The 13055-nt window shown below is 54.1% G+C and carries 13 protein-coding genes; 4 read left to right on the plus strand and 9 right to left on the minus strand.

Annotation, left to right across the window (positions count from 1 at the left end):
• Positions 1–2: 2 nt before the first annotated feature.
• The 3 genes from ACP86_RS22755 to ACP86_RS22760 are packed head-to-tail and all read right to left on the minus strand — an operon-like array spanning position 3 to position 2812.
• Entirely contained in the window at positions 3–1397 is a 1395-nt protein-coding gene (locus ACP86_RS22755) for a hypothetical protein (RefSeq protein WP_144422726.1), read from the minus strand.
• Complete coding sequence (locus ACP86_RS19060; RefSeq protein WP_053115081.1) at positions 1381–2283, minus strand: hypothetical protein; 903 nt, start codon at positions 2281–2283, stop codon at positions 1381–1383. Before ACP86_RS19060 ends, ACP86_RS22755 begins: the two co-directional genes overlap by 17 nt.
• Positions 2270–2812 (minus strand): site-specific integrase, encoded by a 543-nt coding sequence (locus ACP86_RS22760; RefSeq protein WP_141201856.1) that lies wholly within the window; start codon positions 2810–2812, stop codon positions 2270–2272. The genes ACP86_RS19060 and ACP86_RS22760 overlap by 14 nt, the downstream gene beginning before the upstream one ends.
• Positions 2813–2991: 179 nt before the next feature.
• On the opposite strand from ACP86_RS22760, the gene ACP86_RS19065 reads away from it, so the two are divergent.
• The gene (locus ACP86_RS19065; protein ID WP_053113071.1) at positions 2992–4308 is read left to right on the plus strand and encodes an IS1380 family transposase; all 1317 of its coding nucleotides are present in this window, start codon (positions 2992–2994) and stop codon (positions 4306–4308) included.
• Positions 4309–4524: 216 nt separating this feature from the next.
• On the opposite strand, the gene ACP86_RS19070 is transcribed toward ACP86_RS19065, so the two are convergent.
• From ACP86_RS19070 to ACP86_RS19085, 4 genes are all read right to left on the minus strand, one after another.
• Entirely contained in the window at positions 4525–5007 is a 483-nt protein-coding gene (locus tag ACP86_RS19070) for a hypothetical protein (protein ID WP_141201850.1), read from the minus strand.
• A gap of 336 nt (positions 5008–5343) precedes the next feature.
• On the minus strand, positions 5344–6291 hold the full coding sequence (locus tag ACP86_RS19075; protein WP_053115083.1) for an AEC family transporter: 948 nt from the start codon (positions 6289–6291) through the stop codon (positions 5344–5346).
• Positions 6292–6443: 152 nt separating this feature from the next.
• Complete coding sequence (locus tag ACP86_RS19080; RefSeq protein ID WP_053115084.1) at positions 6444–8777, minus strand: xanthine dehydrogenase family protein molybdopterin-binding subunit; 2334 nt, start codon at positions 8775–8777, stop codon at positions 6444–6446.
• Entirely contained in the window at positions 8774–9235 is a 462-nt protein-coding gene (locus tag ACP86_RS19085; protein ID WP_008174459.1) for a (2Fe-2S)-binding protein, read from the minus strand. The genes ACP86_RS19080 and ACP86_RS19085 overlap by 4 nt, the downstream gene beginning before the upstream one ends.
• A gap of 161 nt (positions 9236–9396) precedes the next feature.
• Here ACP86_RS19085 and ACP86_RS19090 point away from each other — a divergent pair, with 161 nt between their 5' ends.
• Positions 9397–9801 carry a DUF1330 domain-containing protein gene (locus ACP86_RS19090; protein WP_014576954.1) on the plus strand — a complete coding sequence of 135 codons (405 nt, stop codon included), beginning with the start codon at positions 9397–9399 and terminating at the stop codon, positions 9799–9801.
• A gap of 11 nt (positions 9802–9812) precedes the next feature.
• Here the strand turns inward: ACP86_RS19090 and ACP86_RS19095 are convergent, their stop codons facing one another.
• Together ACP86_RS19095 and ACP86_RS19100 are read right to left on the minus strand one after the other, a co-directional pair.
• Complete coding sequence (locus tag ACP86_RS19095) at positions 9813–10142, minus strand: branched-chain amino acid transporter permease (protein WP_053115085.1); 330 nt, start codon at positions 10140–10142, stop codon at positions 9813–9815.
• The gene (locus tag ACP86_RS19100; RefSeq protein WP_053115086.1) at positions 10135–10839 is read right to left on the minus strand and encodes an AzlC family ABC transporter permease; all 705 of its coding nucleotides are present in this window, start codon (positions 10837–10839) and stop codon (positions 10135–10137) included. Before ACP86_RS19100 ends, ACP86_RS19095 begins: the two co-directional genes overlap by 8 nt.
• 168 nt (positions 10840–11007) lie before the next feature.
• Here ACP86_RS19100 and ACP86_RS19105 point away from each other — a divergent pair, with 168 nt between their 5' ends.
• Both ACP86_RS19105 and ACP86_RS19110 read left to right on the plus strand, forming a co-directional pair.
• The gene (locus ACP86_RS19105) at positions 11008–12627 is read left to right on the plus strand and encodes a methyl-accepting chemotaxis protein (RefSeq protein ID WP_053115087.1); all 1620 of its coding nucleotides are present in this window, start codon (positions 11008–11010) and stop codon (positions 12625–12627) included.
• An 84-nt stretch (positions 12628–12711) separates the two neighbouring features.
• Positions 12712–12963 carry a hypothetical protein gene (locus tag ACP86_RS19110; RefSeq protein WP_008174466.1) on the plus strand — a complete coding sequence of 84 codons (252 nt, stop codon included), beginning with the start codon at positions 12712–12714 and terminating at the stop codon, positions 12961–12963.
• The last annotated feature ends 92 nt before the right edge of the window (positions 12964–13055 follow it).

Below are 13055 nucleotides of genomic sequence, written 5' to 3' on the forward strand. Positions count from 1 at the left end.
TTTCACCCTGTTTGCGCCAGAAATAAAGGAGGCAAAGACTCGCCATAAAGATTAAATAGACGCTCTCCATCATCAACGGATTGAGGTGAAAATCGCCCTAAATCAAATAGGTTTTCGATCCATTCAATTGTGGGTAGCATCGTGTAAAGTAAATAGTCAGGGTTGTTTTTTCCAACCAAAGTATAATTCTTCTTTGCCTCGCCAAGGTAATGCAGAAGCTTCATTACTGTTTCCTTAGCATCGACGATAAAAATTGCATCTGTGGGGGCAGAACTTAGGCCTACCGGGCGACACAAGCCTAAGCGGTCAGCCTTCCCAGCATCTTTTTCGTCAATCACCTGAATTCGCACGGACGTATCCATAGAATTGGTTTCTACGAATTCCGTCAGTAATTGAAACTGATGATTAAATTTCTGATCTTTGGCTTTAGAAAAACTGAAAAGATTCTTGGCCAAATCTAACATCACCATTCGCGTCACCAGGCCGCAGTTGTTCAACCATTCTTCGTTCTCTGGTGACAGATAAAATTTTCTTTCGATAGAATTGCTATGCGAATTAAAGTTTATTAACTGAGAAGGATCGAAGTTGGCGGACTTAGAGTGAATTGAAGAGTTCTTTATTGCAGAAATCGAAAATAGAGAACCTGTTAAAGGAGTTTCAACTTCCAATAAGAAAATTTCTCTTTTTTTATGTATGTTTGGTCTGTATACCTTGCCTTGATTCACCATCTTTATTATTGCTTTAGGGAAAACATTGGATGCCTTTTCACGATACATTCTGTCCGATATTTCTGCGTGAAAGACCTCAATGCAAGTTACAATTCCATAAACCGGGGGTGTATTTGGTCCAAAGTTATGTTCAATTTTTGTATTGAAATCGGAACGAACCAAAGGCTTATCGATAGAATGATGAGTAATTCGGTCATCGAGAAAAGAAAGAAGTGCTTGACCTATCTGTGTTTTGGTATCAATAATTCTGGTCTCATGGCGTTTCCTCGAACGTGACTTAAAATACTCAAAATCTATATGAGTAACCTTACCCCTACGATTTTTTAAAAATCTAAAATCACGGCCAGTGAGTTTATTTATGTCGTTTCTAGGAACGGTCTGATCTGCCATCAAAAACTTAAAAAATAAATTTTCGGTAAAGCATACTGGCACTGGAATATTGGCTTTTTTTGAGCTCTCGCCATAATCGATGAGCTCTGACAAAAATGAGATGGAAAAAAGTGGCTCTCCAAAAAAGTCTGGCGACCTCCATATCCGTCTTTGCCGGTACGAATGATTAAGATGACCTTGCGAGAAGAATGCCTCTTCGATATATTTCTGAACAGGATCGGAGACCAATGACCTAATTAAAATGAGAATTGCTTGTTTATTTTCAATGCTTTTTTTCAATATGTTTATCGTGGAAAATCTTTAACTTTTGAAGTAGATTAACCAAAACCTTACTATTATAACTACTGTATTCGGCTTTAGAAGAAAAGTCTTCACTCGGTTGAAAAAGCTCAAGATCGGAACTCGTAATATTAGCGTCCTGCAATAAATCCAATAGAACGTTTTTGGCAGATTGCAGGCCTATAAGGCTAGATGCTACCATTATCCGGAAAGACTGAATCAGTATTCTGGGAGATGCAACTCTTGAATAGAGCTCATGTCCTATTCCCACGTCTTCGCGTCTTAGCCATCCATGCTCACCGAACCACGCTGTTAAGGTTTTTTGCGTCGATTCATCGCGTGCAGCGGCTTTTACCTTTGTTAGCCCAGCCAGGTAGCTCTGCTCTATATTTGAAAGGTTGCGATAAAACTCAGGCTTAGACAGAGCCAGTTGGATGCAGTTTTTAATAAATGCTAGGCCAGAAGATTGCGTTTTGACTTTGTCGACTTTTACCCTATGTGTCTCGAATAATTTGAGCAAGTTTACGGTTATTTCGTCTATGTTGTCTAAATCAGAAATATAATCTAAGAACTTTCTACCGAAATAAAGAAAATTAGTTTTTTTGTGGTAAGGGTGTTTATCAGTGAAGAAGAACTCGTGCGCCGCATGGTGCATTGCGAAGAAAATGACCTGCTTTTTTCTTGTTGATTCCTTTGGAAGGTCAATCCTAATAGCTGCTAGGCTTCCGGCACCAGGAACAGCTATCAGATAACTTCCGAATTTATAATGTATTGGCTGTACAACTTGTTTGCCGTGGTGTTCTTTGAGCATGTTGCTCTGCTGGTCGAGCAACTCATCTTGGAGACGTTCATGCGTCTTTAAAGCGCTATCGTTATTGCTGTCCATGCTCGAACCTTTCTTTTATGTGGCAGCTTCTGATGTAGCTGGCCGTTGTTGTCGGTGCGGAACGATGACTCGCGCTGTGTCCCAGAAGGGCAGCGACAGTTAAATATGGCTGTGAGGTCGGTGATACGTCATCAAACAAGATACCGTTTTTCTGAGCGTATTCGTAGAACTTGTCAGTTCCAAAACTATGCCGAAGGATATGATGTGTGTGGTTTTTTTCGAGAAGCTGACCTTCGAAAGGTAGTTGCCCATCTCGCTGTTTCCTCATCACCGCATCGCGAGCATTTTTGAATGCTTTGGAGGGCCTGGACTTTGAAATTGGAGTGCCTTTTTGGGTTGGAGAAGTGTTTACGAAGAACGTATTTGTCGGGCATTTTGGTCTTTCTTTAATATAGTAATCTTCGAACCGTTCTAGAAGTGCTCGATGAAAGTACACCCATCTTGACTCGCCGCCCGAATGTCGCTTGCTTTTGCTATATTTTCCTTGAAGGTAATACGCAAACTCTTCCTTCTCGTTTTCTACTTTCATTTTGCGAAAGAGTGTTTTTTAGGCCATCATACTTCTGATCTGCAATCTGAAAATCGTTTATCAGAAACCTGAATCCGTGAGTTCAACCGGCTGAAACTGTATCCAAAGCCTGCAATAACAAAGCCTTGGGCGATATAATAGCACCTGACATCCATTCACCCAGTCAGTGCATTTAGCTCATGCGTACTTTCACTCTCCAGCAATCCCGAACCGAAGTCTATACACCCCACGGCGGACTGGCCCTGGTGGGCCACTGCCTGAACCGGCACACGTCGCTGATCAAAACCGCTCGCACAGTCGTCAAGCGGCACGGTATTCCGAACATTGAGCTGATCCGCACCTACCTGGGCCTGATCACGCTGGGCAAGAGCGATTTCGAGGCGGCCGAGCCGGTACGAACAGATCCGTTCTTCAAATCGGCGATGGGCATCAAGCAGTCGCCATCTTCAGCCCGTTTGCGCCAGCGATTTGATGAAGATGCCCAAGCCCTGACGCCATTGCTGGAGGATGCCAGCGTTGAATTTCTTCAGTCCGTCGAAGCGCCGGTGTCACCACTGGCGATGGGCCATGTTGCCCTGGATATGGATGTCTTTCCCATGGACAACAGCCAGACCCATAAAGAGGGTGTCAGCTACACCTACAAGGGTTACGACGGCTATGCACCCATTGCCGCGTATCTGGGCCAGGAAGGCTGGTGCCTGGGTTGCGAGCTACGCCCTGGCAGCCAGCACGCCAATAACGGTTTTCTGGATACCCTCAAACGGGTTTTGCCCCGGGCCCGGTCACTGACGGACAAGCCCATCCTGCTGCGTCTGGACAGTGCACACGATGCCCGTGACAATCGCGACTTCCTGCGCGAGCAGGACCAGATCGACTTCCTGATCAAGTGGAACCCTCGCAAGCAGGATCCCTTGGCTTGGGCAAACAAGGCCCAGGCCAAGGAAGTCTGGTCGCTGGACCGCGACGGCAAGATGGAAGCGGTTCTGTCAGAAGACCTTCCCGATGAACCCGGCCTGCGTCGCATCGTCAAGGTCACCGTTCGCACCAGCGATGCCTCCGGTCAGCTGTACCTGGAGCCAGAAGTTAGCATCGAAGGCTGGATTACCTCCTTGCCCGCTGACGTGGCCAGTGAGCAACACATCATGGCGCTGTACAGCGACCATGCCACCAGTGAACAATTTCACAGCGAGTTCAAGACCGACCTGGACCTGGAGCGCCTGCCCTCCGGCAAGTTCGACACCAACAACCTGGTCATGGCCTTCGCCACCATGGGTTACAACGTGCTGCGCTGGATGGGCCTGAGACTGACCGCCCCAGATGCGCCAGTGCGCCATCCGGCCAAGCGCCGCCGCCTGAGAACGGTGATGCAGGAACTGATGACCATGGCCTGCCGCCTGGTGCACAGCGGCCGGCAGTGGATTCTGCGCTTTGGTCGGCACTGTCCGGGCTTTGCCGTTTACCGCGACCTCTATGGAAGCCTTGCCGCCTCCGGTTAAGCAAGTCCGACAACAGCCGCTACCTTAAAGCCACCCGGAAAACCAGCCCGGGGCAACCCGCTATTGCCTGACGACCAGAAGTTGATCAAAACGCGCCCAAATTTGGCCGCTGATCGACGTCAGACTGCACGTTCCGGCATTATCAACCTGCTTTTGACCAAGTGATGGCTCCCGTTAGCGCCGATGGCGCTTTGCGGAGTATACTGGCCTGCAAAGTCACTGATTCAGGAGAAAACCAAGATTCTCTTTTGCTCTCAAACCCATCTCACCGGCTGTCCGCAGCAAAAGATCGTCTCGGATGCTCCCTGCATTCCTGTATAAAAGTGATCTCAGCTCAGGGGTCAAATACTTAACAACGTTTCGTCTTTTAACATTTCCACGAGCAAGCGGCTTCAAATCAGGCCGAATGTAAAGACGCTTCAAATTGGTCAATCCAATGCTTGTCAGATAGTTATAATAGGCATTCAGCGCCATCAAGTGCTGATTGATAGCTATTTCGCTCGTTCTACGCTCAAGAAGAAGGTAATCATTGAGGTATGAATTGATAATTTCGGTGGGCAAGTTGTGATGCGTGTCTATCGAAATATGCTTGCTACCTTTCCCGTAATTATCGACCCATTGTAGAAAGGAAAAGATCCTGTAAATAATAATATCGACAGTGGTGGCGTCGACGGTAAGTTCCGTCAGACTCGTCGACAAGAAGCCCGATTCATCAGCCTTGCTAACGACGCTTAAGACCGTTTTCCGTCGACAAAGCATGTGGCTAAAAAAACAAGGAAGGAGGACGAGACTCAAGTCGTCCTTGGTGAATAGCGAGCAATCATGCTTCTCAGATCGAAATCTATGCATACAAAAATAGTCGAACAGAGGGTGAGCCCATAATGGCAACATCTTTGGAAGCAACATACAAATATTTTTCATGAACGTGGGGGGAGTAGTTCATTACCTGAACCACTTGAACCTGTTTGGAGGTGGTTACCTGGAGGGTTGCCAGGCGGGTTTTGCCGCGATTGAAGCAATAGGCCGGGGCAGGGCCTAGATCAGGCCGGTACTGCGAAGCACGAAGACTCCCAGAGTGACAGTGATGCTTGCCAGAAGGGTCGTCAGGGCGATGATATTGGCCGCCAACCGGTCATTACCGCCCAGCGCCTTCACCATCACGAAACTGGCGGCCGCCGTCGGGCTGGCGAAGAACAGGAACATCAGGCCCAGCTCCGAACCCCGAAAACCGGCCAGCCACGCTGCGGCGGTGCAAAGCGCCGGCAGTATCACCATCTTGAACAGGCTGGAACCCAAGGCCGTTTTGCTGTCACTCCGGATGGCGCTCAGGGATACGGTGGCGCCGATGCAAAGCAGCGCCAGGGGCAGCGTGAGTGAGGCAAAGTAATCACCGCTGGTCATGACCCAGCCCGGCAGTGAGATATCCAGGGCAGCGAAGGGAATCGCCACGAAGACTGCCAGGATGAGCGGGTTGCGGATGATGTCGTGGAAGATCTTCGTCCAGTCCGTTGTTTGCCCCGGTTGGTAGGCCACCAGCACGATCACCGAAAGTATGTTGTAGGAGATGATCACCAGGCCAAGCAGGATGCCACCTGCCGACAGGCCGAAGTCTCCGTAGAGATTGGCGGCGAGCGCCAGGCCGACGATACCGCAGTTACCCCGAAACGCGCCCTGCACGTAAACGCCACGATCCTCCCGAACCACACGCCAGCGGGCCCAGAGCCAGGTGATGGCGAAACTCCCCAGAGTCGCGACCAGGTAGAAGACCAAAAGGCCGGGATTGAACGCGGTATCCAGATCGGCCCGGATGATGCTCAAGAATACCAGGGTCGGTAGGGTGGCCTTGAACACCAGCGCCGAAGCAGTATTCACAAACGCGTTATCGATCCAGCCGATCCGGCGAAGTCCCAGGCCGATAAAGACCATGGCAAACACGGGCAGTGTCGTTTCCATGGTTTGCAGGAACAGATCGATCAGGTTCATCAAGAGTGGCCGTCGGGTCGAGGAGAGTGACTGGGTTCACCTGAATTATAAGCGGGGAGAAAGCTAGGATGCTATGGGAATACCACGAAGGTATGGGGCGGAGAGGGGGAGTGCCGTAAAAAAAACAGGGCCCCGAGGGGCCCTGATCACTTTCAGGCTTTCAGTTGGTCGCCAACGGGCAGCCGACGGATGCGTTTGCCGGTTGCGGCATAGATCGCATTGCACAATGCCGGCGCCACCGGGGGAAGGCCCGGTTCACCCACGCCGCCCATGGCTTCGTCCGGGTTGTCCACCAGATGGACTCGAAGCGTTTTGGGCGCATCCGGCATGCGGGGTATCAGGAACTTGTCGAAGTTGCCCTGTTGCGCCACGCCGTCCTCGAAGGTCACCTCGCTTTGCAGGGCGATGCCAATGCCCATCACGATAGCGCCCTCCAACTGGGAACGAATCCGCTCAGGGTTGGCCTGCGGGCCGCAATCGAAAGCGATGTCTGCGCGGTGAATGATAAGCTCACCCTGATCATCCACTTCCACATCAAACACAATCGCGGTGTAGGACACAAAGCTGTGGTGAAACGCCAAGCCTAGCCCGCGATTTTTGCCGGGGGATTTACCCCAGCCGGCTTCACTGGTCGCCCGTTCGATGACTTTGCGCATGCGGCCGATGTCGATGGGGTGGAGATCCGGGTCTTCGCCATAGTTCCAGCCATCGCCTACCGTCAGGTTATGAATCTCCCTGTCCGGGCCGAGCAGGTCGAGAACGTAATCCCTATGGTCTTTGCCGGCCGCTACAGCCATCTCATGGGCAAAGCTCTGGATCGCCCAGGCATGGGGCAGGTTGTAGACCGAGCGGAACCAGCCGATTCGCACATGGGCGGGCGCAGGTGGATTCTCCAGCCTCAGGGCCGGCACCGAGAACGGCATGGTGTTGAAACCCATGCCCAGTTCGAATTCGCCCTTGTGTTTCGGGTCGGGCGCAAACAGCGAGCCAATACTGGGAGAGAGGGTCCGGTGCAGCCAGCCGGTGGCCTGCCCGTTGTTGTCCAGTCCCGCTTCGAGATAATCCACAGACACGGCGTGATAGTAGGCGTGGTGAATATCATCTTCCCGTGACCACTGCAGCCGGACCGGCCGACCTTTGAAGGCCTCGGCGATACTGGCCGCTTCAATGGCAAAATCCGGTTTGGACTTGCGACCAAAGCCACCGCCAAGCAGGGTAACGTGAACGGTCACGTTCTTCGCATCCAGGCCCAGTCGCCCGGCCACGGTATCGCGTGTCGCCTGCGGATTCTGGACGGGCGCCCACACCTCAGCCTTGCCGTCCTTGATCCGCACGGTCGCCACCGGGGGCTCCATGGGAGCCTGGGCCATGTGGGGCATGTAGTAGGTGGCGGAAACGCGTTTGTCGGCGTTTTCCAGAGCTGTGTCCAGATCGCCATGCTGACGGACGACCTTGCCAGGTTGCTGCGCCGATTTCTCAAGGGATTCCCTGTAAGTGGCCGACGTATAGCTTGCGTTATCTCCGGCAGGCTCCAGATTCCAGTCGATCTTCAGAGCCTTGCGACCCTCCATGGCGGCCCAGGTATTCGATGCCACCACGGCAATACCGCCGAGCGGGCTGAAACCTGCCGGTTGGCCGGTGCCCTCAACCTGGAGTACTTTCTCAACACCGGGCACCTTGAGTGCCTCGGTGTCATCGAAATCGCCAACTGTAGCCCCGTAAACCGGTGGACGGGCGATCACCGCATAGAGCAGATCCTCGAACGGAACATCAGCACCATACACCGCCTTACCGGTGACAATATCCTCACCGTCGATGGCTTTCGGATGAGCGGACTTCAGCTCGCCGTTAATGAGGCCGGTTTCCTTGCCAACAAACCGCAGCTCGTCGTCACGCTTGAGCACCAGTGCATTGCGCCCGGGAACGTCGAGTTCCCGAGCCTTGGCTGCGAGTTCCCCAAAGCCGAGTTCCTTGCCGGAAGGCGTGTTAACGATGGTGTGTACGCCAGCATGCACCTCACTAACCGGCACGCCCCACTCATTGGCGGCCGCCTGCTCCAGCATTTGCCTGGCCGCCGCTGCGGCTCGGCGCATGGGCTGGTACCAGTGGCGCATGCTGCGGGAACCGTCAGTGTTCTGGTTGCCGTATTTGTCGTGATCGCCTTCCGCCTGCTCGACCCTTACCTGATCCCAGTCTGCGCCAAGCTCGTCGGCACCGACCATCACCAGGCTGGTCCGGATGCCCTGACCCATTTCGGAGCGGTTGTTCACAATGGTAACCAGGCCATCAGCATCGATATGTATGAACACGTTCGGGTCGTCCACCCAGCCGCCGGGCATGGCTCCGGCACCGAATTGAGCCTTTTCATTGCCAGCCAGGGCCACATCCCAACGGGCTGCAAGCACCAGGGCAGAGCCACCCGCCAGGCCCATCAGGAAGCGCCTGCGGCTCACGTTGGCTATCATCAAGTTGTCATCGGCGCTCATGCTTCACCCTCCTTGCCGGAAGCCCGTTCGATCGCCGCCAGAATGCGGTTGTAGGTGCCACAACGGCAGAGATTCCCTGCCATGGCATCCACAATCTCCCCGGTTTCAGGATTCGGTGTTCTTTTGAGCAGCGCTGTGGCGTTCATGATCTGGCCACCCTGGCAGTATCCGCACTGGGCCACCCCAAGATCGAGCCACGCCTGCTGAACTTTGCTACCAACCGGGTCGTCGGCCATGGCTTCAATGGTGGTGATCTCGCCACTGGCCGCAGAGACCGGTGTGACGCAGGAGCGGATTGCCGTTCCGTTCAGGTGAACTGTGCAGGCGCCGCACTGGGACATCCCGCATCCGAACTTGGTTCCTTTGAGGCCGACAACGTCGCGGATTACCCAGAGCAGGGGCATGTTGTCGGGCACGTCGAGCTCGTAGCGCTCGCCGTTAATCGTGAGGGTAGCCATAACGTCCTCTCGTTTATGAGTTTCGCGTCTCCTTCACTGTAGCCCTACGAACTGGCAGAGTAAAAAGAGCAATCTGGATGAAAGGTAATAAAATCGCTTGCACGCTCGCCTCGGGCCTGGGCTATAGTAGGCCCCGGAAACAAGAGAAGAAGAGGATAAGGATGGACGCCGTTAATCCCACCCCCGAACAGCTGCAAAAAGTCCTGGCGGATACCCCGAAAGACCAGCCCGTTGTCATGCTGAATCTGCTGCGCTTCCGTGATCGGGCCAATTACAAGGAAGAGGCGCCGGAGCGAAGCGGGCGCGAAGCCTACAAGCTCTATATGGAAGAGGCTGCCGCCTGCGTAAAATCGGTCGGCGCAGAAGTCATCTGGTCTGGCCGCAGTGTTGGATCGCTGATTGCGCCCCCGGATGAATCCTGGGATCAGGTGCTTCTGGTCAGGTATCCCTCAATCGATGCCTTCATGGCCATGATCGAAAGCCGGGAATACAAAGGCGTGGTCAAACACCGCACCGCTGCCCTTCAGGATTCACGGCTGGTCGCCAACCTTGAAACACGGATGTAATTAAAGCCGGATCAAAGCCCGGCTTGCTGGATGGCCATGTAGCTGATGGTTCCTGCGGCGATAGAGAGCAGGGCATTGCGGCGCCAGAGGTGAATAATCACCACGAGGACGCCGGGAAGCAGGGCTTCGAACCCCATCCATGAGCCGGACCAATCCGCCGAGCGCTGCAGAAATACGGTGGCCAGCAACGCCATCACGGCCGCAGGAAGGTAGCGCCCCAGATGGCGCACCAGCGGATGCTCCGTGTGCCTCTCGAAAAACAGAAAGGGAATCACCCGCGTGGCAAAAGTCGCGACTGCCGCCACCGCAATGAATGCCGCCAGATAGCCGGATTCACCCATGGCTGCTCTCCTCGCCCGGTGCCTGCCCGCGATGCTTCCGGTATTCGAACAGCAGGACGGCAGTGACCAGCGCAATGGCACCGATCAACTGATGTGCCGGTGGCAAAATCAGCATGGCCACGCCCGCGGCCGCTGCTCCGAGCCAGATCGGGAAACCCTCTCCCAGGGCTTTGAATTGCTCCAGAGTCAGAACAATGAACAGAGCCACCAGCGCGAACTCGATGCCGGTGCTGTCAAAGGCGACATTGTCGCCAAGCAATGCACCAATTGCGCACCCCGCCACCCAGTAACACTGGTTAAAGCCGGTAATTCGGAAATCGACCTCCTGTTCGTGGGCCCGGTCGCTTCCTCGTGGGCGGCTGGTGAGCAGGGAATAAGTTTCATCGGTCAAACCGAAAATCAGATAGAGTTTTCGCCAGCCAGCGCCCTTGAACTGGCCCAGCAATGAAAGCCCGTAAAACAGATGGCGGGCGTTCAGAACAAACATCGCAATGAATACTTCCAGCAGGCCCGCGTTAACGGCCAGAAGGCTGACGGCCAGTATCTGGCCGGCTCCGGCGTAAATCACGATTCCCATCAACGGCGCCGCCCACCAGGCATACTCGAGCTGGGTTGAGAACAGCACACCAAAGGCCATGCCCAGCGGTAGATAGCCGAACAAGATGGGCAGCGTGAGTCTGAAGACGGACTGGTTCATTAGCATCCAAACGGTCAGAAAGCGGCGATCATAGAGAATCGGTGGAATTTTTTGAAGTGGTTAACACCATTAACGAGGGCGAGCGATGAAAAGCTGACGCTGAAAGTGCAATAAAAGTGTCACAAAATCGGCATACCATCCGCGGCATAGCCCGCTGTTGGAGTTGTCATGTTCGGCACAGTAAGAACCCGCATCCTTTTTTTCGCCTTTCTCTCGGTCTTTGCCGTTGCAGGACTTTCCACTCTGTCCTGGAGCATCATCCTGAAAGCGGAAGACGCCTCCAAAACCCTCATCCAGACCAACCTCAACGAAGCCTGGCTACTGGCGGATCTCGAACAGGACCATCGGCACCTCCAGGATCTTGCGTACAAGATCAAGGCCCAGCTTCTGCTGTGGGATGAAATCGAGACCGAGTTCAGCCGTTTGGAGACCGCTTTGCCGGCACATTGGCAGAGTCTGGAAACGGATCCGGGGTTGAGCGAGTGGGCAGATGCACATCGTGAGGATTTCGAGCGGGTATTGGCGCTTATCGCCCGGATGAAAGAGGGCATTGCAGAGAAAAGCTATTACCGTGTCGGGCAGGTCGTGGATTTCGATCTGTTCCCGGCCATGGAGCCGATGCTCGAAGCGATTGCTGGTCGACAGTTTCAAAGCAGGACGTCTGTATCTGACGGCGCCGACGAGTTGCTGTCGTTTCTGGCTGGCCAGCAGACCTTTGTGATTGCCGGTTCCGTCTCCTTTCTGCTTATTGTTATCGCCATGACCTGGTGGCTGAGGCAGTCGGTTATTCTGCGCTTGCAGGGTATGCAAAACGATCTGGTTGCCATGGAAAAGAACGCCGATCTTACACGCGTGCCAGTCCTGAAAGGGCGGGACGAAGTAGCCGGTGTTGCCAATGCACTGGGTGGGTTGGTTTCCCGGTTCGAGCATTTCATCGCAGACATCCGGTCGGCTGCCGGTGGTCTGGATGAGCGTTCCGGCGCCCTGGATAATGGTGCGGAATCCCTGCAGGCAGCATCGGAGAAGACTCGGTCGCAGATCCACGACGTCAGCCAGTCCATGGCCGCCATTGCCGATCAGGCCTCGGCCATTGAACGAGCCACAGATGAGTCGGCCAACACCGTGAAATCTGCGGTGGCGGCCAACGAAGAAGTCCAGCATCGACTCACCACCAGCGAGGGCGCTGCGGAACATACGGTGGATGTCATTTCGCGAGTTTCCGGATCCATTCATGCCCTTAACGAATCCACGGGCAAGATTGAGCAGGTCATCGGAGTGATTGCCGATATTGCCGAGCAGACCAACTTGCTGGCACTGAACGCTGCGATCGAAGCGGCTCGAGCAGGGGAGCACGGTCGTGGATTTGCCGTGGTAGCCGATGAGGTTCGGACCCTGTCCCGTCGCACCTCTGACTCTACCCGGGATATATCCCAGTGGGTGCAGGACCTTGTATCCGGCGTAAGCAGCGTCGATGCGCTTTTGGAGGAAATGCGCGATGCCGGCAGCAGCAACCGAGAGCATCTGGCTGCCCTCAAGGGACACCTTCAATCCCTGCAGGGCCAGTTCGTGGATCTTGAGAACCACAGCGCCGAGATCAGCTCTGCGGTTGCGTTTCAACGGGACGAGATCGGTCGGGTAGGCCGCCGTTCCACAGCGCTGGACGAAAGCGCCGATTTCCTCATTGAAACCGTCGAGCAAACCCGGACCATCAGCGAAGCGCTCAGGCAGGAGTCAGTCTCAATGCGGCAATTGATCGCCCGTTTCCGAACGGCCGCAGAGCCAGCCTGATCAAGGATTGTTTGCCCGGATCCCCTCTCCGGGCTTCTACCTCGCCACCATAACTCGTAACATGGTGGCGTCTAAGGAGGTAGTATGACCGACAGCGCCGAAAACCAGCCCGAGCAAGACCCCAGACAGGAAAAATTCGTTGTCGACACCGAATTGCTGACCGAAGACCAGCTCCAGGGCCTGGTGGAAGAGTACTGCACCCGATACCACGGACTGAACGACACCGAAAACCCCATGGGTGAGCAGAGCAGGGTCATGTCTGCGGTGCGCCGGGGCGATCTGGTGGTCTGGTTCGATCCCGTGGAAAACACTGCCGGGCTGGGTGTGCCGGCTTAGGCGTCAGGTGTGTCACGGTATTTGTGTTTGCACCTACCCGGGGCAGGAACTAAACGTTACAATCGCGCTGTTTTCCGAAAGCCGTGTGCGAG

This window comes from Marinobacter sp. CP1, assembly GCF_001266795.1.
GTDB classification, from domain to species: domain Bacteria; phylum Pseudomonadota; class Gammaproteobacteria; order Pseudomonadales; family Oleiphilaceae; genus Marinobacter; species Marinobacter flavimaris.